15 protein-coding genes, 1 other RNA gene and 1 pseudogene are annotated in these 18,240 nt (G+C 72.0%); 3 read left to right on the forward strand and 14 right to left on the reverse strand.

Annotated elements, in window-relative coordinates:
- Positions 1-151 precede the first annotated feature (151 nt).
- From ACFWNV_RS25680 to ACFWNV_RS25715, 8 genes are all read right to left on the reverse strand, one after another.
- Positions 152-433: an HU family DNA-binding protein gene (locus ACFWNV_RS25680; RefSeq protein WP_007264399.1), complete on the reverse strand. Its 282-nt coding sequence runs from the start codon at positions 431-433 to the stop codon at positions 152-154.
- A gap of 332 nt (positions 434-765) precedes the next feature.
- Positions 766-2,190, reverse strand: coding sequence for an NAD-dependent malic enzyme (locus ACFWNV_RS25685; protein WP_383951435.1), 1,425 nt, complete (start codon positions 2,188-2,190; stop codon positions 766-768).
- A gap of 496 nt (positions 2,191-2,686) precedes the next feature.
- Positions 2,687-5,017: a HelD family protein gene (locus ACFWNV_RS25690; RefSeq protein ID WP_383951438.1), complete on the reverse strand. Its 2,331-nt coding sequence runs from the start codon at positions 5,015-5,017 to the stop codon at positions 2,687-2,689.
- A gap of 128 nt (positions 5,018-5,145) precedes the next feature.
- Positions 5,146-5,715 (reverse strand): CGNR zinc finger domain-containing protein, encoded by a 570-nt coding sequence (locus ACFWNV_RS25695; protein WP_383951440.1) that lies wholly within the window; start codon positions 5,713-5,715, stop codon positions 5,146-5,148.
- A gap of 60 nt (positions 5,716-5,775) precedes the next feature.
- Positions 5,776-6,318: a GNAT family N-acetyltransferase gene (locus tag ACFWNV_RS25700; protein ID WP_383951443.1), complete on the reverse strand. Its 543-nt coding sequence runs from the start codon at positions 6,316-6,318 to the stop codon at positions 5,776-5,778.
- 134 nt (positions 6,319-6,452) lie between these two features.
- Positions 6,453-7,613 carry a uroporphyrinogen-III synthase gene (locus tag ACFWNV_RS25705; protein WP_383951446.1) on the reverse strand — a complete coding sequence of 387 codons (1,161 nt, stop codon included), beginning with the start codon at positions 7,611-7,613 and terminating at the stop codon, positions 6,453-6,455.
- Between the two features lie 207 nt (positions 7,614-7,820).
- Positions 7,821-9,191 carry a nitrate/nitrite transporter gene (locus ACFWNV_RS25710; protein WP_383951449.1) on the reverse strand — a complete coding sequence of 457 codons (1,371 nt, stop codon included), beginning with the start codon at positions 9,189-9,191 and terminating at the stop codon, positions 7,821-7,823.
- 166 nt (positions 9,192-9,357) lie between these two features.
- On the reverse strand, positions 9,358-10,323 hold the full coding sequence (locus tag ACFWNV_RS25715; RefSeq protein ID WP_383951450.1) for a LysR family transcriptional regulator: 966 nt from the start codon (positions 10,321-10,323) through the stop codon (positions 9,358-9,360).
- 360 nt (positions 10,324-10,683) lie between these two features.
- On the opposite strand from ACFWNV_RS25715, the gene ACFWNV_RS25720 reads away from it, so the two are divergent.
- Positions 10,684-11,964 (forward strand): MFS transporter, encoded by a 1,281-nt coding sequence (locus ACFWNV_RS25720; RefSeq protein ID WP_383951496.1) that lies wholly within the window; start codon positions 10,684-10,686, stop codon positions 11,962-11,964.
- A gap of 29 nt (positions 11,965-11,993) precedes the next feature.
- Positions 11,994-12,191 (forward strand): annotated as a pseudogene (locus ACFWNV_RS25725) (type II toxin-antitoxin system Phd/YefM family antitoxin); the annotation flags it as partial.
- A 377-nt stretch (positions 12,192-12,568) separates the two neighbouring features.
- On the opposite strand, the gene ssrA reads toward ACFWNV_RS25725, so the two are convergent.
- From ssrA to ftsE, 5 genes are all read right to left on the reverse strand, one after another.
- Positions 12,569-12,957: a transfer-messenger RNA gene (gene ssrA / locus ACFWNV_RS25730) on the reverse strand.
- Between the two features lie 126 nt (positions 12,958-13,083).
- The gene (smpB, locus tag ACFWNV_RS25735; RefSeq protein ID WP_383951453.1) at positions 13,084-13,569 is read right to left on the reverse strand and encodes an SsrA-binding protein SmpB; all 486 of its coding nucleotides are present in this window, start codon (positions 13,567-13,569) and stop codon (positions 13,084-13,086) included.
- An 18-nt stretch (positions 13,570-13,587) separates the two neighbouring features.
- The gene (locus ACFWNV_RS25740; protein WP_383951454.1) at positions 13,588-14,808 is read right to left on the reverse strand and encodes a S41 family peptidase; all 1,221 of its coding nucleotides are present in this window, start codon (positions 14,806-14,808) and stop codon (positions 13,588-13,590) included.
- Positions 14,809-14,875: 67 nt separating this feature from the next.
- Positions 14,876-15,799: a permease-like cell division protein FtsX gene (gene ftsX, locus ACFWNV_RS25745; RefSeq protein ID WP_383951457.1), complete on the reverse strand. Its 924-nt coding sequence runs from the start codon at positions 15,797-15,799 to the stop codon at positions 14,876-14,878.
- 17 nt (positions 15,800-15,816) lie between these two features.
- Positions 15,817-16,506: a cell division ATP-binding protein FtsE gene (ftsE, locus tag ACFWNV_RS25750; protein WP_243337359.1), complete on the reverse strand. Its 690-nt coding sequence runs from the start codon at positions 16,504-16,506 to the stop codon at positions 15,817-15,819.
- Positions 16,507-16,731: 225 nt separating this feature from the next.
- Here ftsE and ACFWNV_RS25755 point away from each other — a divergent pair, with 225 nt between their 5' ends.
- Positions 16,732-16,926: a hypothetical protein gene (locus tag ACFWNV_RS25755; protein WP_214953924.1), complete on the forward strand. Its 195-nt coding sequence runs from the start codon at positions 16,732-16,734 to the stop codon at positions 16,924-16,926.
- A gap of 125 nt (positions 16,927-17,051) precedes the next feature.
- On the opposite strand, the gene prfB is transcribed toward ACFWNV_RS25755, so the two are convergent.
- Complete coding sequence (gene prfB, locus ACFWNV_RS25760) at positions 17,052-18,161, reverse strand: peptide chain release factor 2 (protein WP_383951462.1); 1,110 nt, start codon at positions 18,159-18,161, stop codon at positions 17,052-17,054.
- Between the last annotated feature and the right edge of the window lie 79 nt (positions 18,162-18,240).

Here is an 18,240-nt window from a genome sequence, read left to right on the forward strand (position 1 = left end):
GGGCCTGTGGGGGCGTTCTGGCTCCCGGGGGCCACTCGCGGCGCCGGAAGCGCCGAGAGGCGGCCACCCGGTGCCGGGTGGCCGCCTCTCGCGTACTACGTACTACTACTGCCGTCCCGGAGGCCTGTGCGGCCTTCGGCACAAGGGCGGACTACTTGCCCTTGGCGGCTTCCTTGAGCTTGGAGCCCGCGGAGACCTTCACGCTGTAGCCGGCCGGGATCTGGATGGGGTCGCCGGTCTGCGGGTTGCGCGCGGTGCGAGCGGCACGGTGGGTGCGCTCGAAGGTCAGGAAGCCGGGGATGGTGACCTTCTCGTCGCCCTTGGCGACAATCTCGCCGACGGTCTCGGCGAGCGCGGCCAGAACGGCGTCGGCGTCCTTGCGGGTCACCTCGGCGCGCTCGGACAGAGCGGCCACCAGCTCACTGCGGTTCATGTTGTACTCCCGTGTTCAACGTGCCTTAGAGGCGTGAGATCGAAGCCGATGCTGCCAGGGCCCTAGGACAGTCCCCGGACCCGGGTCTGACGTCAGACCCTCTCGCCCGGTTACGCATCCTGCCCCCACCACCGGCGGGAAAGCCAATCCGGCACCCGCCGGGGTCACACGAAAAGCGCCACAGTCACGCCGCGGTGACGCTCCGTCCGCACCGGAAGGCGTTCCGGACGGTGTCCGGATGACGTCCGGAGACGCGGACCGCGGGCCACGCGGGCATCCCCGCAACCCTATGGGCGGCCCGGGGGGCCCGCATCCCGCGACGCGCCGGGGGATCAGACGGAGGTGGGCGGCGTCACAGCCGTGGAGGCCGCCTTGCGGACGGCTCCGGCGACCGCGCCCGCGACCTTGTCGTTGAACACGGACGGGATGATGTAGTTCGCGTTCAGCTCGTCCTCGCCGACCACGTCGGCCAGGGCGCTCGCGGCGGCCAGCATCATGTCGGTGTTCACGGTGCGGGACTGGGCGTCCAGCAGGCCGCGGAAGACGCCCGGGAAGACCAGCACGTTGTTGATCTGGTTCGGGAAGTCGGAACGCCCGGTGGCCACGACGGCGGCGGTCTGGCGGGCGATCGCCGGGTCCACCTCGGGGTCCGGGTTCGCGAGCGCGAACACGATCGCGCCTTCCGCCATGGCGGCCACGTCCTCGCCGGACAGGACGTTGGGGGCCGAGACGCCGATGAAGACGTCGGCGCCGACCACGGCCTCCTTCAGCGTGCCCGTGTAGCCCTCGGGGTTGGTGTTGTCGGCGATCCAGCGCAGCGGGGAGTCCGCGGCCGCGTCGACGAGGTCGGGGCGGTCCGCGTGCACGACACCGTGGATGTCGGCGCTGACGGCGTTCTTGACGCCGGCGGCGAGGAGCAGCTTGAGGATCGCGGTACCGGCGGCGCCGGCGCCCGACATGACCACCTTGACGTCGCCAACGGCCTTGCCCACCACGCGCAGTGCGTTGGTGAGGGCGGCGAGGACCACGATGGCGGTGCCGTGCTGGTCGTCGTGGAAGACGGGGATGTCGAGGGCCTCGCGCAGCCGGGCCTCGATCTCGAAGCAGCGCGGCGCGGAGATGTCCTCCAGGTTGATGCCCGCGAAGCCCGGGGCGATCGCCTTGACGACGGCGACGATCTCGTCGGGGTCCTGGGTGTCGAGGCAGATCGGCCAGGCGTCGATGCCGGCGAAGCGCTTGAAGAGGGCCGCCTTGCCCTCCATGACGGGCAGCGCGGCCATCGGGCCGATGTTGCCGAGGCCCAGCACGGCGCTGCCGTCCGTCACGACTGCGACGGAGTTGCGCTTGATGGTCAGACGGCGGGCGTCCTCGGGGTTCTCGGCGATCGCCATGCACACGCGGGCCACGCCCGGGGTGTAGATCATCGAGAGGTCGTCGCGGTTGCGGATGGGGTGCTTCGACTGCATTTCGATCTTGCCGCCGAGGTGCATCAGGAAGGTTCGGTCGGAGACCTTGCCGAGGCTGACGCCCTCGATCCCGCGGAGCTTCTCGACGATCTCGTCGGCGTGCGCCGTGGACGTCGCGGCGATGGTGACGTCGATCCGGAGCTTCTCGTGACCGGATGCGGTCACGTCGAGGCCGGTGACCGAGCCACCGGAGGACTCCACGGCGGTGGTGAGCTGGGAGACCGCGGTACCGCTCGCGGGCACTTCCAGGCGGACCGTCATCGAGTACGAGACGCTGGGCGCCGTTGCCATGGCCGTGTTCCTCTTCTGTCCCTGGTTTTTCTGTACACACGCAGGGCCCCGCGCCTCTTGCCGAGAACACGGCAGGTATGGCAGGACCTGTTGTCCGATCGTCCCACCTACCAGCCGGTACAAGGTAACCAGCTACAAATTTCGGAAGAACTCTTCCACCATACGAGATAACTCCCGCCTGGGGAATGGGTGGCCCATACAAAAAGGTCCGCGCCCCCCACTGGGTGGGGGACGCGGACCTGGTGCTTCATACGTCTATGACACCGACCCGCCATGCTCGCCTCGCGGCAAGTGGTCGCTCTAGGCGACTAAGGTTGGGCCCGGGGGCTTGGATCGAGTCGGTGCCGTAACCCAGGCTAACAAAGGTTCGCCCGAAGTGATCCCCCCACCGGCGACCGGTTGCGGGACCACGCCGTTGGCCGCCGACCAACCGGCCCTACGACGCCCCGCGCGAGCCCGTGAGAGCCCGCGGCGGGCCGCCGCCGGCCCCGGCGGCCTACGGCTGGAGCAGCGCCGCGACCCCCTCGGCGTCCGGCTCGTCCCGGTCGGTGGAGACCACCGTCAGCTGCTGGGTCGCACGGGTCAGGGCCACGTAGAGCACCCGCAGGCCCGCCGGGGACTCGTCCGCGATCTCCGCCGGGGAGACCACCACCGTGGCGTCGTACTCCAGGCCCTTCGCCTCCAGGCTGCCCAGGGCGACCGCCCGCTCCCCCAGGTCCGCGAGCCAGCCCGCGGCCTCCGCGCGCCGGTCCATGGCCACCACCACGCCCACCGTGCCGTCCACCTGCTCCAGCAGCCGCCGGGTCTCCTCCACGACCGTGGAGCGCAAGTCCCCTTCGCCCGGGGGCACCGCGGTGAAGCGCGGCCGCAGCCCCGTGGAGCGCACGGCCGTCGGCGGCTCCGTGCCCGGCGCCGCCAGCTTCAGCACCCGCGAGGCGACCTCCGCGACCTCGGCCGGGTTGCGGTAGTTCACCGTCAGGGTGAACTTGCGCCGCGGCCGCGAGCCCAGCGCCTCGTCGCGCGCGGCGGCCGCCTCCTGCGGATCGGTCCACGAGGACTGCGCCGGGTCACCGACCACCGTCCACGTGCCGCCCCGGCCGCGACGGCCGACCATCCGCCACTGCATCGGCGTCAGGTCCTGCGCCTCGTCGACGATGACGTGCGCGTACTCGGTGCGCTCCGCCGCGAGCCGCTCGGCCCGCTCCCACTGGGTCTCCTCGCGGGTCGGCATCAGCTCCTCCAGCCCGCTCAGCTGGTCCAGCGGGCCGTGCTCCCGCTTCCGCTTGGGCCGTGCGGGCGCACCCAGCAGCTGCTGGAGCTCGTCCAGCAGCGCCACGTCGTGCACCGACAGGGCGCCCTTGCCGTCCGGGCCGACCCGGCGCAGGGAGCGTGCCACCTGCCGGGTCTCGCGCGGGTTCAGGTCCCGGCGCGACCAGCGCGACAGGCGCCGCTCGTCCGCCATGGAGGCCAGCACCCCGCGCGGGGTCAGCTCGGGCCACCAGGCGTTCAGGAACTCGATGAACGCGTCCTCCGTCGAGATGTCCTCGTCGAAGGCGGAGCGCAGCTCGGCGGCGAGCTCCGGGTCGCTGTGCCGGCCGGCCCCGCCGGACTTCGAGTACAGCGCGTCCAGCAGGAGCTTGCGGGCGCGCGGGCGCAGCAGGTTGACCGGGGCGGTGCCGGACAGGACGTTCTGCCGGATCCGGTCGAGGTCGTGGGCCTCCAGCTCCTGGCGGCGGCCGAAGGCCACCACGCGCAGCCGGTCCGGGGCGGGCGCCCCGCCGGGACCGCCGAACTCCAGGGCGCCCCGTACGGCCTTGCGCAGCACCTTCAGCATCCGGGACGAGCCCTTGACGCGTGCGGTGGACGGATCGTCGTACGTGGTCGCCTCGGCCCCGTCGACGAGGGATCCGAGCGCCCGGATGGCGACCTGGCCCTCCTCGCCGAGGGAGGGCAGGACGCCCTCGGTGTAGGCGACCAGGAGCGGGGTCGGGGAGACGATCAGGATGCCGCCGGAGTAGCGCCGGCGGTCCTGGTAGAGCAGGTAGGCGGCGCGGTGCAGGGCGACGGCGGTCTTGCCGGTGCCGGGGCCGCCCGCGACCTCGGCGACCGAGGCGGCGGGCGCCCGGATGACGAGGTCCTGCTCGGCCTGGATGGAGGAGACGATGTCGCGCATCGAGTGGGTGCGGGCCCGCCCGAGGGCGGCCATCAGGGCGCCGTCGCCGATGACGGGCAGCTCGCCCCCGTCGAGGAAGGCGGTCACCTCGGGGCGCATCAGGTCGTCCTCGACGCCGAGCACCTTGCGGCCCTTGGAGCGGATGACCCGGCGGCGCACGACGCGGCCGGGCTCCTTGGGGGTGGAGCGGTAGAACGGCGCGGCCGCGGGGGCCCGCCAGTCGATGACGAGCGGCGCGTAGTCGGAGTCGAGGACCCCGATGCGGCCGATGTGGAGCGTCTCGGCGATATCGGCCGTGAGGTCGGTACGGATCGCGTCGTCGGCGGGCTCGACGGAGGTGAAGGCGCCGTCGGGGCCCCGCTCCCCGTCCTTGCCGAGGACCAGGTCGATGCGGCCGAACAGGAAGTCCTCGAACTCGTTGTTGAGACGGTTGAGATGGATCCCGGCGCGGAACACCTGCGCGTCCCGCTCCGCGAGGGCGCCCGGCGTGCCGACCTGCCCGCGCTTGGCGGCGTCGTTCATCAGGAACTCCGCCTCGTGGATCTTCTCCTCAAGGCGTCGGTACACGTGATCGAGATGCGTCTGCTCGACCGCGATCTCCCGATCGCGGACGGAATCCGCCGTGCTGTCGACAGCGGCATTCTGCGCGGCCACCAAGGCCCCTTTCTGACGTGCATGGGCAGCCGTCAACCGTACGCCAAGGGGCCCTTCCGCGCACGCCCCTTCCGGGACGGCTCGCGGATCAGGACGAAGATCACGCCCGGCGGGCGGCGCGGGCCGCGTCAGCCGGGGCGGGATTCGAGGACGCGGCGGCGGTGGCGGGCCACGCGCTCGCGGTTCCCGCAGAGCTCGCTGGAGCACCAGCGGCGGCGGTGTCCGCGCGAGGTGTCGAGGTAGACGCGGGCGCAGCCGTCGCCCTCGCAGGCCCGCAGCAGTGCCCGTTCGCCGGGGTCGGTGAGCAGTTCGACGGCGTCCCGGGCCACGGCGGCGAGCAGTCCGGCGCATTCGACCCCGCCGCACAACTCCCGTACGAGGTGACCTTCTTGGTCCTGCACTGCACACAGTCCCGGGGGTGGACCGGCGGCCGCCGCGTTGACCCGGGCCAGCGGGGCCGCGGGCGGCGCGGCTCCGGCCAGCTCGGCCCGTACGAGGCTCTCGACGTCGGCGCGCAGCACCCGGAAGGCGTGCACCCAGTCGTCGCCGACCCGGGTGAGCGGCGTCCGGTCGGGCACCAGCCCGGCTCCGGTGAGCCACAGGGACAGCCCGTCGCCGTCCCGGATGCCCTCCGTGTGCGCGAGGGGTGAAAAAGTAGCCACCAGGTCCAGGCAGACCCGCCCGGAGTCGAACCACATACCCGTCACCGCCTCCCACTCGGGGCGTGCCCCCAGAGTGCCCGTCTCGCGGGCACTCGGCTAGAGGGCGGGCGGCTCGTCGTTGAGGAGGAGGTGGAAGAGGCGGTGGTCCTGCCAGTCCCCGCCGACGTGCAGGTAGCGGGGCGCGAGCCCGTACTGTTCGAAGCCCGCCTTCGCCAGCACCCGCTGCGAGGCCAGGTTCTCGACGCGGGTCCCCGCCTCGACCCGGTGCAGCCCCTCCTCGTCGCGGGCGACCCGGATGACCTCGTGCAGGGCGGCGGTGGCCAGTCCCTTGCCGGTCCAGGCCTCGTCGATCCAGTAGCCGATGGCGCCGCTGCACAGTGCCCCGCGCACGATGTTCTGGAGGTTGATCGTCCCGGCCACCCCGCCGGCGGCCACCAGCACGAACGGCCGGGCCCGGCCGCCCTCCCGGGCCGCGAGCAGCTCCGCGATCCGCGCCCGCTGCCCGGCCTCGGTGTAGAACTCCTCGGTCCGCCACGGCTCGTAGGGGGCCATGTACGCCCGGTTGCGGTCCAGCGCCTCGGCGACCCCGGCGGCGTCCGCCTCCCGGATCTCCCTCATCTCCACACCGTCAATGATCATCCGAACACGTTAACGGAGGGCCCCCCGGTCAACGGAAGGCTCCCGTCCCCTCGGTCCCCTCAGTCCGCTCGGTCCCCCTCAGTCCGCTCGGCCCCCTCAGTCCGCTCGGTCCCCCTCAGTCCGCTCGGTCCCCCTCAGTCCGCGCAGGCGCCCGCGTCCAGCGACAGCCGGTAGCCCCGCTTGACGACGGTCTGGATGAGGTTGGGTACGCCCAGGGCCACGCGCAGCCGGGCCATCGCCGTTTCCACCGCGTGCTCGTCACGGCCCGCGCCCGGGAGGGTGCGCAGCAGTTCGGAGCGGGCCACGACCCAGCCCGGGCGCCGGGACAGCGCCCCGAGCAGGGCCATCCCGGCCGGCGGGACGGGGCGCAGCTCGCTGTCGACGAGGACCGCGTGCCCGCGCAGCTCCAGCCGGTGTCCGGCGACCGGGAGCACGCGGGCCCGGCCCGGGAGTTCCTGGCACAGGAGCTGCACGAGGGGTCCGAGCCGGAAGCGCTCGGGCTGCACCGTGGGCACGCCTTCCGCCTGCAGGGGCAGGGCCGTCACCGGTCCCACGCACGCCGACAGCACGGACCCGCCGGTCAGCGCCCCGAGCACCTGGTCCCGTACGCCCCGCTCCGTGGCCCGTGACAGCAGCGAGGCCGCCGCGGGCGCGGAGGTGAAGCTGACCGCGTCCACCCCGCCCGCGGCCACCGCGTCGATCAGCCGGTCCAGCGGCCCGAGGTCCTCCGGCGGCATCCACCGGTAGACGGGTACGCCGACCACCTCGGCCCCGCCCGCCCGCAGGGCCTCGATGAACCCGGGCAGCGGCTCCCCGTGCAGCTGGAGGGCGATGCGCCGGCCGGCCACCCCGGCCGTGAGCAGCCGGTCCAGTACCTCGGCGAGGGACTCCGAGCGCGGGGACCAGGTCTCCACGAGCCCGGCGGCCCTGATCGCACCCTTCACCTTCGGTCCGCGCGCCAGCAGTTCGGTCTCCCGCAGCCACCCGAGCAGTTCCTCGCCGAGCCCCCACCCGTCGGCGGCCTCGATCCAGCCCCGGAAGCCGATGGCGGTGGTCGCCACCACCACGTCGGGCGCGCAGCCGATCAGCTCCTTGGTGGCGGACAGCAGTTCGGCGTCGTCGGCGAGCGGCACGATCCGCAGGGCGGGGGCGTGCAGCACGGTGGCCCCGCGGCGGCGCAGCAGGGCGATGAGATCGTCGGCCCGCCGGGCGGCGGTGACCCCGACGGTGAATCCGGCGAGCGGGCCTGCGGGCGGAGCGGTGGGCGGACCGGTGGGGGTGTCCTGGTCGTGCATGGTGACCTGCCTCGCGCAGTGGTCGGGTCCGGTGTCGGGGTCCGATATCGGAGTCCGGTGTCGCGGTCCGATATCGGGGTCCGGTGTCGCGGTCCGGTGTCGCGGTCACACGCACTCGTGACGCTTGCGTGAACCGAGCCTGCCCTGGTGGCGTATCAGGCTCGGTTCACGCGTATTTCGGCGCCGTTAACCGCCGTGTGCTCGCCGTTACACCGTGGTGAGCTGCGGCTTCGCCTCCGCCCCGGCCTCGGGGATCATCACCTGGGCGGGCCGGCGAAGGTATACCGCCCAGGTGACGGCGCAGCACACCGCGTAGAAGCCGAGGAAGGTCACGAAGGCCGCCGTGCCGGAGCCGGAGCTGAGGAACGCCTCGCGGAAGACCAGGTTGATGCCGAGCCCGCCGAGCGCGCCGACCGCGCCGATGAGTCCCATGGAGGCCCCGGACAGCCGCCGCCCGTACGCGGCCGCGTCCTCGCCGCTCATCCCGCGGGCCAGCGCCTTCGCCTGGAAGATGCCGGGGATCATCTTGTAGGTGGAGCCGTTGCCGAGCCCGCTGAGGACGAACAGCCCCACGAAGCCGACCAGGAACACCGGCAGGGATTCCCGTACGGAGGCCAGGATCACCACTCCGGTCGCCGCCGCCATCGACACGAACGTTCCCAGGGTGATCCACGCGCCGCCGAAGCGGTCCGCGAGGGCCCCGCCGACCGGCCGGATCAGCGAGCCGAGCAGCGGTCCGATGAAGGTGAGCGAGGCCGCCTGGAGCGGGGTGCGGCCGAACTGCGTCTGCAGGACCAGGCCGAAGGCGAAGCTGTAGCCGATGAAGGAGCCGAAGGTGCCGATGTACAGGAACGCCATGATCCAGGTGTGCCCCTCGCGGACCGCCTCCCGTACCGCCCCGGTATCGCTGCGCACGGGCGCCAGGTTGTCCATGCGCAGCGCGGCGAGCGTCGCCGCGAGCACGATGAGCGGGACGTAGGCGCCGAGCAGCAGCCGCGGGTGGCCGGCTCCGGCCGTACCGATGACCAGCAGGGCCACGAGCTGGACGACGGGGACGCCGATGTTGCCGCCGCCCGCGTTGAGGCCGAGCGCCCAGCCCTTCTTGCGCAGCGGGAAGAAGGCGTTGATGTTGGTCATCGACGAGGCGAAGTTGCCGCCGCCGACCCCGGTCAGCGCGGCCACCAGCAGGAAGGTGCCGTACGAGGTCCCGGGCTCCATCACCAGCCAGGCGGCGACCGTCGGGGCGAGCAGCAGCAGGGCGCTGACGATGGTCCAGTTGCGGCCGCCGAAGCGGGCCACGGCGAAGGTGTAGGGCACCCGGACCAGGGCGCCGACGCAGGTGGCGGTGGCGATGAGGAAGAACTTCCCGGCGGGGTCGATCCCGTACTTCGGGCCCATGAAGAGCACCATCACGGACCACAGGGACCAGATCGAGAACCCGATGTGCTCGGAGAGCACGGAGTAGACCAGGTTGCGGCGGGCGGTCTTCTCCCCCGTTTCCCGCCAGAAGGTCTCGTCCTCGGGGTCCCACCGCTCGATCCAGCGGCCACCCTTGCGCGGTGCGGTCGTACTGGTCATCACACGCCTCCACAGCTGCTGCGATCACGTCGCGCTCATCGCGTCCCGTCGCCTCCGGCCGCACCCGTCGCGTCTTCGCGCCCGTCGCGTCCTTCGTGGTGATGACCGTAGGAAGGGCTCGTTTCGGCCCCGGTCCCCGCCGGATGACCGGCGGGAAACCTTGCACTCACCCGCCGCCCCGGCCCGGTGTGAGCGAGGCGGGCAGCCAGCTGTCCGGTGGCAGTTCCAGCCAGCCGCGCGCCGCCCCGAGCTCCGCGGCGGCGCGGCGCAGCGCGTCGAGCCCGGGATGGCCCGCCCCCTTGCGGCACACCATGGAGAGCGGCGACAGCGGCACCGGGGCGGTCAGCGGCCGCTTGACGCAGCCGGGCAGGTCGACGAAGCCCACGGTGGCGAGGACCGGATGGCCCGTCTTGGCCATGACCCGGCGGAACTCGTCCTTGCCCACCGCCACCGGCGCGGGCGGCGCCGGCGCGATGCCCCGGCCGGCGAACAGCTCGCGCGCCAGCCCCGTCCACTCCCGGGTCCGCGGGTTCCCGGCCCCGGTGTACACCGTCTCCCCGCGCAGCGCGTCCAGCGGTACGGCGTCCAGCGCGGCCAGCGCGTGCCCCTCGGGCAGCAGCACCGCGAGCGGCTCGTACCGGACCGGCGTCAGGTCCAGGCGGGCCCGCAGCGCCGGGTCGAGGCCGTCGGCGTACCCGAAGGAGACGTCGAGGCGGCCCGCGGCGATCTCGGCGGCGGCGTGGGTGAGCCCGGACTCGAAGCGGGCCATCAGCTCGCAGTCGGGGGCGAGTTCCCGGGCCCGGTCCAGGACGCTGCGGGCGGTTCCGGGCCCGTCGGTGTTGAGGTCGACGAGCAGCGGCCGTGGCCCGGCGAACGCCCCGGCCAGTTCCTCGTGGGCCCGCAGCACGCTCCGGGCCAGGGGCAGCAGCCGCTCCCCGTCCGGGGTCAGCTCCACGGCGCGGGTGGTCCGCACGAACAGGGTTGCCCCCAGGGTCTGTTCGAGCCGGCGCACGTCCCGGCTGAGGGCCTGCTGGGCCAGGTAGAGCCGGGCGGCGGCGCGGGTGAAGTGCAGCTCCTCGGCCACGGCGAGGAAGGCGCGCAGCAGGCGGGGTTCCACGTCTCGGGGCGTCACCTGCGGAGACTAACAACCCCGGCCTCATTGACAACGCAGAGCGGTGAATCGGCCCCGAACAGGTGTTGGACCGCAGACGGCCCCGGGCACGAGCCTTGCCCCATGCCCACCGCCACTCCGCCGCCTGCCGGTCTCCCGCCTGCCGTCCCGCCGTCCGTCACCCCGTCTGCCGTCCCGGCGTCCGTCACCCCGCCTGCCGTCCCGGCGTCCGCCACCCCGGGTGCCGTCCCGGCGTCCGCCACCCCGGGTGCCGTCCCGGCGTCCGCCACCCCGCCTGCCGTCCCGGCGTCCGCCACCCGGCCGGTCGCCCCGGCCGTCAGCGGCGTCCGCCGTGCCGCCCCGGCCGTGCGCGGCCCGCTCATGGCCGTCTCCGGCACCACGCTGGTGCTCGCCGCCGCCCCGGCACGGCAGGAGCACCCGTACCGCGCGGGGCAGCCGGCCCGCGCGGCGCGGCCGGCCCGCGTCCCGGGCCCGTACCGCCGGCTCTTCGCGCTCCCCGGCACCCGCGGGTTCACCACCGGGAACCTCATCGCCCGGCTCCCCATGGGCATGTTCGGCATCAGCGCCGTCATGATGATCGCCGGGCAGCGCGGCTCGTACGCCCTCGCCGGCGCGGTCGTGGCGGCCGGCCTGGCCGCCACCGCCCTGGTGGCGCCCTGGACGGCCCGGCTGGTCGACCGGCACGGACAGGCCCGGGTCGCCGTGCCCGCCACCGTGATCGCCGTCCTCGGCTCGCTCTCCCTCGTCGTGTGCGTCCGGACCGGCGCCCCCGCGTGGACCCTCTTCGCCTCCTACGCCGCCACCGCGACCACCCCCAACATCGGCGGCATGTCCCGCGCCCGCTGGACCCACCTGCTGCGGGACGACCCGGCCTCCCGGCACACCGCGATGTCCTTCGAACAGGCCGCGGACGAACTGGCCTACATGCTCGGGCCGGTGGCCGCCGCCTTCCTGTGCACCGCCGCCTTCCCGGAGGCGGGCACCCTCGCCGGGGCCGTCCTGCTGCTCACCGGGATGCTGGTCTTCACGGCCCACCGCGCCACCGAACCCCCGCCGGCGCCCGCGGTCCCGGGGCCCTCCCCGCTCCGCTCCCTGGGCGGACTGCTGCCGCTCTTCCTCGTGCTCGGCGCGATGTTCGGCTCCATGGAGATCACCTCCATCGCCCACCTCGGCGCCCACGGCCTCGGCGGGCTCTCGGGCCCGGTCCTCGCCCTCCAGGCCGCCGGCTCCTGCGCCGCCGGGCTGCTCTACGGCACCCTGCGCCCGCGCACGCTCCCCGTCTGCCTCGGCGTCCTGGCCCTCGCCATGACCCTGCCCTGGGCCGCGGCGGCCACCGGCTCCCTGCTCCCCCTGGCCGCGGCCCTCCTGCTGGCCGGCATGGCCACGGCCCCCGTCATGGTCACCGCGATGTCCCGGATCCACGCCGTCACCCCGCCGGGCCGCCTCAACGAGGGCATGACCCTCGCCGTCACCGCCCTCTTCGCAGGCATCGCGGCAGGCTCGGCGACGGCCGGCTCGGCGATCGACCACTGGGGCACGACGGCCCCGTACGCCCTGCCCGCGGGGGCGGCGGCGCTGGCCCTCCTCCTGGGCGGAGCCGGACTCCTACGGGCCCCGTCCCGTACGAGACAGGTCCGGTAGTCACATACCTCCAAGAACGGAGTGACGCCATGTCCATCAGCGCCCGCGAGGCCCGAGAGACCCTGTTCGCGCTCATCGAGCGCGTCGACACCGACCACACTCCGGTGCGCATCACCTCCAAGAGCGGCGACGCCGCCCTCATGTCCGCCGGCGACTACGACTCCTGGCAGGAGACCGCCCACCTCCTCCGGTCGCCGGAGAACGCGAAGCGCCTGATGGAAGCGGTCGCCCGCGACCGCGAGGGCGCGGGGGCGAGGGGTGAGGAGGGTCCGCTTCCGCCGCGAGCCCTGCCCCACAGGATCCCCCGCGTGATCGGCGGAATCCCGCGCGCCCCGTTCGGCGGGATCGGCAAACCCGAACCCCGAGCCCGAACCCGAACCCCTGAAAGCCCGCCACCACTACTGACGGGGCAGGGCCCGGAACCCACCCCCGCCCCCGTACCCGGCCCGAGCCCACCCCCGCCCCGAGCCCAACCCCGGCCCGAGCGAGCCCACGCCCGCCCACCCCCGCCCCCGTCCCCGGCGCCCGGCCCCCCGGCGCCCACGCACGAAAAAGCCCCCGGCCTGCGAGTGGACTCGCGAGCCGGGGGCTTTTTCACATGGGGTTGTGGAGATGGCGGGAATCGAACCCGCGTCCAACGGTGCAGAAGTAGGGCTTCTCCGAGCGCATTCCGCTGCGCTTTTCTCAGCCCCGGAGATCACACGGACAAGTCTCCGACGGGCTCAGTCACTGTTTGATTTCCCTCTATCCCCCGTGACCGGAGTTAGAGGTTTAGATCCCTAATTGACGCCAGGATCCGGACCGGGACCACTTCCGGGCTGACGCTCCTCACAGAGGCTTCAGCTCACTGTTATTAGGCAGCGAGGGTGAAGCGGGAGTTATCGCTCTTGGAGTTGGCGATTATTGTTTGCGACATATGGTTAACGAGATCATTGCCGCTTTCTCGGCTCGCTTCCCCTACATCGACATCCGCTGTCGAAACCGATCATCCCCATGTTTCACGCTGTTCAGTTAGAGATCCAGCCGGCGCTCTCCATGCGTCCCGCTCGATCGGCGCCACCCGCAAGCGCGTGGTGCTGACGCCATCGTACGCGAAGTGGACCACTGCGTGCCAGAAGATTAAAGCTGGCCGCGTTCCTTGCGCTTCACGGCCGAGATCACCCGGTTCGTCTCGCGCGTGTCCTGCTTCTCGCGCAGCGACTGCCGCTTGTCGTACTCCTTCTTGCCCTTCGCCAGCGCGATCTCGATCTTCGCCCGGCCGTCCTTGAAGTACAGGGCGAGCGGCACGATCGTGTTGCCCGTCTCCCCGGTCTTCGACTCCAGCTTGTCGATCTCCTCCCGGTGCAGGAGGAGCTTGCGCTTGCGGCGCGCGCTGTGGTTGGTCCAGGTCCCCTGGCTGTACTCCGGCACGTGCACGTTGTAGAGCCAGGCCTCGCCGCTCTCCACCGACACGAAGCCGTCCACCAGCGAGGCACGTCCCTGGCGCAGGGACTTGACCTCGGTACCCGTGAGCACGAGGCCGCACTCGTAGGTGCCGATGATCGTGTAGTCGTGCCGCGCCTTCTTGTTCTGGGCGATCAGCTTGCGCCCTGTTTCCTTAGCCATAGTGCGGTCATTTTCGCACTACGGACCCACCCCGATGCCACTCAATACCGTGCGGGCCCGTTCCTCGACCCGGTCCGCCGCCGCCAGGTCCGGGGTGATGCCCGCGCCGTCCAGGCTGCGGCCCGCCGGAGTGCGGTACGTCCCGACCGTCAGCTCCGCCACCGATCCGTCCGGCAGCTCCGTCGGCATCTGCACCGAGCCCTTGCCGAAGCTGCGGGTGCCGACCGCCACCGCGCGGCCGCGGTCCTGGAGGGCTCCGGTGACCAGCTCGGCCGCGCTCATCGTGCCGCCGTCGATCAGTGCCACCAGCGGGCGGGCCGTATCGCCGCCCGGGGCCGCGTAGAGGGCGCGCTGCGCACCGCGCACGTCGTACGTCGCCACCAGCCCGCCGTCCAGGAAGGCGGAGGCGGCCGTCACGGCCTCGGTGACCAGGCCGCCGGTGTTGCCGCGCAGGTCGAGCATGACCCCACCGCCGGCCGGGGCGGCGCGGACGGCGGAGCGGACCCGGTCGCCGGAACCCTTGGTGAAGGAGGCGACCTTGATGACCGTGATCCCGCCGGGCAGCTCCCGTACCGTCACGGGCTCGCTGCGCAGCTTCTCGCGCCGCACGGTCTGCGTGAGGTCGGTCCCGCCGCGGGTCAGCTTCAGCTGCACGGGGGTGCCCGCCTCGCCGCGCAGCAGGGACACCACCTCGGCCACCCCGAGCCCGGTCACGCCCTGCCCGTCGATGCTGAGCAGCCGGTCCCCGGCGCGCATCCCGGCCCGCGCCGCGGGGCTGCCGGGCTGGACCCGGTCGATCTCGATGCGGCCGTCGCGCTGCCGCCCGGCCCACAGGCCGACGCCCGTCCACTGGCCGGCCAGGTCGTCGGCGAAGGCCTCGTACTCGCCCTGGTCGTACACCGCGGCCCAGCGGTCCCCGCTGCGGCTGACCACGTCCTGGGCCGCCGACTTGGCGGACTTGCCCTCGGCGACGGCTTCGGCGGCCGCCCGGGCCACCGCGTCCCGGTCGGCGGTGGCCGCCTCGCGGGGCGCCCGTGCCGGTGCGCGCGGCCCCGGCGGGGCCGCTGCGGGCTCCGTGGCCGCCATCAGGGCGGCGGGGCCCGGGGATTGCCCCGGGGCGGCGTGGTCCCAGCTCCCGGTGCAGGCTCCGGCACCCACGGCGGCGAGGAAGACCAACGTCAAAACGGCCCCGCGACGCACGTCGCGGGGCCGGAGACAGAGGGCGGGCAGTCCCGGCATGGCGCCGAGTCTAGGACAAGGCCCGCGCCGGTACGGGTGGTTGGCCGTACCGCTCGCGGGGCGCTCGTCACACCTTCAGGTACTTGCGCAACGCGATGAAGGCCGCCAGTGAGGGCATCAGCACGCCGATGACGAGGACGAGCGGCAGCTTGGTCAGGACCGAGTCCCAGCCGATGAAGTTGATGAGCTCCATCTTGTCGCGCAGCGCGGCACCGTGGTCGATCACGAAGTACTGGCCCGCACCGAGCATGCCGCAGGCGAACAGCGCGCCGATCAGGCCGGCGAAGGCCGCCTCCATGATGAACGGCACCTGGATGTAGAAGCTGGAGGCTCCCACCAGGCGCATGATCCCGGTTTCGCGCCGCCGGCTGAAGGCCGAGACGCGCACCGTGTTGACGATCAGCAGCAGGGCCACGATCAGCATGATCAGCATGATGCCGAGGGCGGCCCAGTTGAGGTAGCCGAGGAGTCTGAAGAGGTTGTCCAGCACGGTGCGCTGGTCCTCCACCGACTGGACCCCGTCGCGTCCGGAGAAGGAGGTCGTGATGACCTTGTACTTCTCCGGCTGCTTGAGCTTCACCCGGAAGGATTCGGGCATCTGGTCCGGGGTGATGGACGCGGCCAGGGCGGTGTGCCCGAACTGCTCCTTGTAGTGCTTGAAGGCCTCGTCGGAGGACTCGTAGGTGACGGCCTCGACGAGGTCCATCCCCTTGAGTTCCTTCTCCAGGGCCTGCTTCTGCTCCGGGGTCACCGCGCCCTTGGAGCAGGAGGCCCCGTTGGTCGCCTCGGCGTCGCTCTTGTTGCAGAGGTAGATGGAGACGTTGACCTTGTCGTACCAGTACCCCTTCATCTTGCTCACCTGGTCGCGCATGAGCAGGGAGCCGCCGAACAGGGCCAGCGACAGGGACACGGAGATGATGACCGCGAAGGTCATGGTCAGATTGCGGCGGAGACCGACCCCGATCTCCGACATGACGAACTGGGCGCGCATCGCGTCTCAGGAGCCTTTCAGTGCTGGTAGCCGTAGACGCCGCGCGACTGGTCGCGGACGAGACGGCCCTGCTCGAGTTCGATGACGCGCTTGCGCATCTGGTCGACGATCTGCTGGTCGTGGGTCGCCATGATCACGGTGGTGCCGGTCCGGTTGATCCGGTCCAGCAGCTTCATGATGCCGACGGAGGTCTGGGGGTCCAGGTTGCCGGTGGGCTCGTCCGCGATCAGCAGGGCCGGCCGGTTGACGAAGGCACGGGCGATGGCCACGCGCTGCTGCTCACCACCGGAGAGCTCGCCGGGCATCCGGTCCTCTTTGCCGCCGAGGCCGACGAGTTCCAGGACCTGGGGAACGGCCTTCTTGATCTCGCCGCGCGGTCTGCCGATGACCTCCTGGGCGAAGGCCACGTTGTCGGCCACCGACTTGTTGGGCAGCAGGCGGAAGTCCTGGAAGACGGTCCCCAGCTGGCGCCGCATCTGCGGAACCTTCCAGTTGGAGAGCTTGGCGAGGTCCTTGCCCAGGACGTGCACCTGGCCGTGGCTCGCCCGCTCCTCGCGCAGGATGAGCCGCATGAAGGTGGACTTGCCGGAGCCGGAGGAGCCGACCAGGAAGACGAACTCGCCCTTCGCGATGTCCAGGGAGACATCTCTGAGTGCGGGGCGGCTCTGCTTCGGGTAGGACTTGGAGACGTTGTCGAATCGGATCACGGGTGCACCACGGTCGCCGGGAGTAGGTGTCCGTGACCATACGCGAACAGGCGCGAGGTGTGGACCCGGCGTCCGGAGTTGCCCGATATATCCCCTGGTCCGTGAGGTGCACGACCGCGATTGCCCGGAGGGGCCGCGCCGAATGTCATCGAAGCTGGCACAGTGGGAGGGGGAACGGACCCGTTCCCGCGACCGTTGTAACCGAGGGGACGAGAGGAGGAGCGCATGACATATGACCGGCTCGTGTGCGCGAACTGCGCCGGACCCGTCAGCCAGGGCCGCTGCCGCGTGTGCCGGGCGAACCGGGAGCGCCTCCAGCAGGAGGGCCCCTTCTCCGGTGGTCTCAACCCGGTGGCGCTCATCGCGCTGCTGGTGATCCTGGTGGCCGCGCTGGCACTGGTGGCTCAGCAGACGGCGTAGTTCCTCAGCCGCCACGTCCCGATCAGACGCAAGAAGACGCACGAAGACGCAAGAACGGAAGGGCCCGGACACCTCTACGGCGTCCGGGCCCTTCCTGCTGTTCCGAGCTGTTCCGAGCGCGCTGGTTACGCGGTCTGCTCCTGCTGCTTGCGCCAGCGGATGCCGGCCTCCAGGAAGCCGTCGATCTCGCCGTCGAGCACCGCCTGCGGGTTGCCGACCTCGAACTCCGTCCGGAGGTCCTTGACCATCTGGTACGGGTGCAGGACGTAGGACCGCATCTGGTTGCCCCAGGAGCTTCCGCCGTCCTTGAGGGCGTCCATCCTGTCCTTCTCCTCCTGGCGGCGCCGCTCGAGCAGCTTGGCCTGGAGGACGTTCATCGCGCTGGCCTTGTTCTGGATCTGCGAGCGCTCGTTCTGGCACGAGACCACGATGCCGGTCGGCAGGTGCGTGATGCGCACCGCGGAGTCGGTCGTGTTGACGCCCTGGCCGCCGGGGCCCGAGGCGCGGTACACGTCCACGCGCAGTTCGCCCTCGTCGATCTCGACGTGGTCGCTGGACTCGACGACCGGCAGCACCTCGACGCCCGCGAAGGAGGTCTGGCGGCGGCCCTGGTTGTCGAAGGGCGAGATCCGGACGAGGCGGTGGGTGCCCTGCTCGACGGAGAGGGTGCCGTAGGCGTACGGGGCCTTGACCACGAAGGTGGTCGACTTGATGCCGGCCTCTTCCGCGTAGGAGGTCTCGTAGATCTCGGTCGGGTAGCCGTGCCGCTCGGCCCAGCGCAGGTACATGCGCTGCAGGCGCTCGGCGAAGTCGGAGGCGTCCACGCCGCCGGCCTCGGCCCGGATGTTGACCAGCGCCTCGCGCTCGGCGTACTCGCCGGAGAGCAGGGTGCGGACCTCCATCTCATCCAGCGCCTTGCGCACGGAGACCAGCTCGACCTCCGCCTCGGCGAGGGTGTCCGCGTCGTCCATCTCCTGGGCGAGGTCGAACAGCACCGCGAGGTCGTCGATGCGCCCGCGCAGGTTCTCGGTCTTGCGGACCTCCGCCTGGAGGTGCGAAAGCTTGCTCGTGATCTTCTGGGCGGCCTCCGGGTCGTCCCACAGGGACGGCGCGGCGGCCTGCTCCTCGAGCACGGCGATATCGGCCCTCAGCTTGTCGAGGTCCAGGACGGCCTCGATCGACCCCATGGTCGAGGAGAGGGACTTCAGCTCTTCGGAAACATCGACGACTGCCACGGGTCCAGCGTAGCCGGTCCCCGGGGGACGCTCTCCGGCCAGGCCGAATCCCCCGTACTAATGACGGGTCGTACGGGCG

The sequence above is a fragment of the Streptomyces sp. NPDC058401 genome (assembly GCF_042722885.1).
GTDB lineage: Bacteria > Actinomycetota > Actinomycetes > Streptomycetales > Streptomycetaceae > Streptomyces.

Excerpts from the sequence above, each read along its gene's own strand:
- ACFWNV_RS25755 (WP_214953924.1), top strand. The coding sequence starts at position 16,732 with ATGACATATGACCGGCTCGTGTGCGCGAACTGCGCCGGACCCGTCAGC.
- ACFWNV_RS25705 (WP_383951446.1), bottom strand. The coding sequence starts at position 7,613 with ATGCACGACCAGGACACCCCCACCGGTCCGCCCACCGCTCCGCCCGCA.
- ACFWNV_RS25685 (WP_383951435.1), bottom strand. The coding sequence starts at position 2,190 with ATGGCAACGGCGCCCAGCGTCTCGTACTCGATGACGGTCCGCCTGGAA.
- ACFWNV_RS25680 (WP_007264399.1), bottom strand. The coding sequence starts at position 433 with ATGAACCGCAGTGAGCTGGTGGCCGCTCTGTCCGAGCGCGCCGAGGTG.
- ACFWNV_RS25710 (WP_383951449.1), bottom strand. The coding sequence starts at position 9,191 with ATGACCAGTACGACCGCACCGCGCAAGGGTGGCCGCTGGATCGAGCGG.
- ACFWNV_RS25700 (WP_383951443.1), bottom strand. The coding sequence starts at position 6,318 with ATGATCATTGACGGTGTGGAGATGAGGGAGATCCGGGAGGCGGACGCC.
- smpB (WP_383951453.1), bottom strand. The coding sequence starts at position 13,569 with ATGGCTAAGGAAACAGGGCGCAAGCTGATCGCCCAGAACAAGAAGGCG.
- ACFWNV_RS25740 (WP_383951454.1), bottom strand. The coding sequence starts at position 14,808 with ATGCCGGGACTGCCCGCCCTCTGTCTCCGGCCCCGCGACGTGCGTCGC.
- ACFWNV_RS25720 (WP_383951496.1), top strand. The coding sequence starts at position 10,684 with ATGGCCGTCTCCGGCACCACGCTGGTGCTCGCCGCCGCCCCGGCACGG.
- ACFWNV_RS25695 (WP_383951440.1), bottom strand. The coding sequence starts at position 5,715 with ATGTGGTTCGACTCCGGGCGGGTCTGCCTGGACCTGGTGGCTACTTTT.
- ftsX (WP_383951457.1), bottom strand. The coding sequence starts at position 15,799 with ATGCGCGCCCAGTTCGTCATGTCGGAGATCGGGGTCGGTCTCCGCCGC.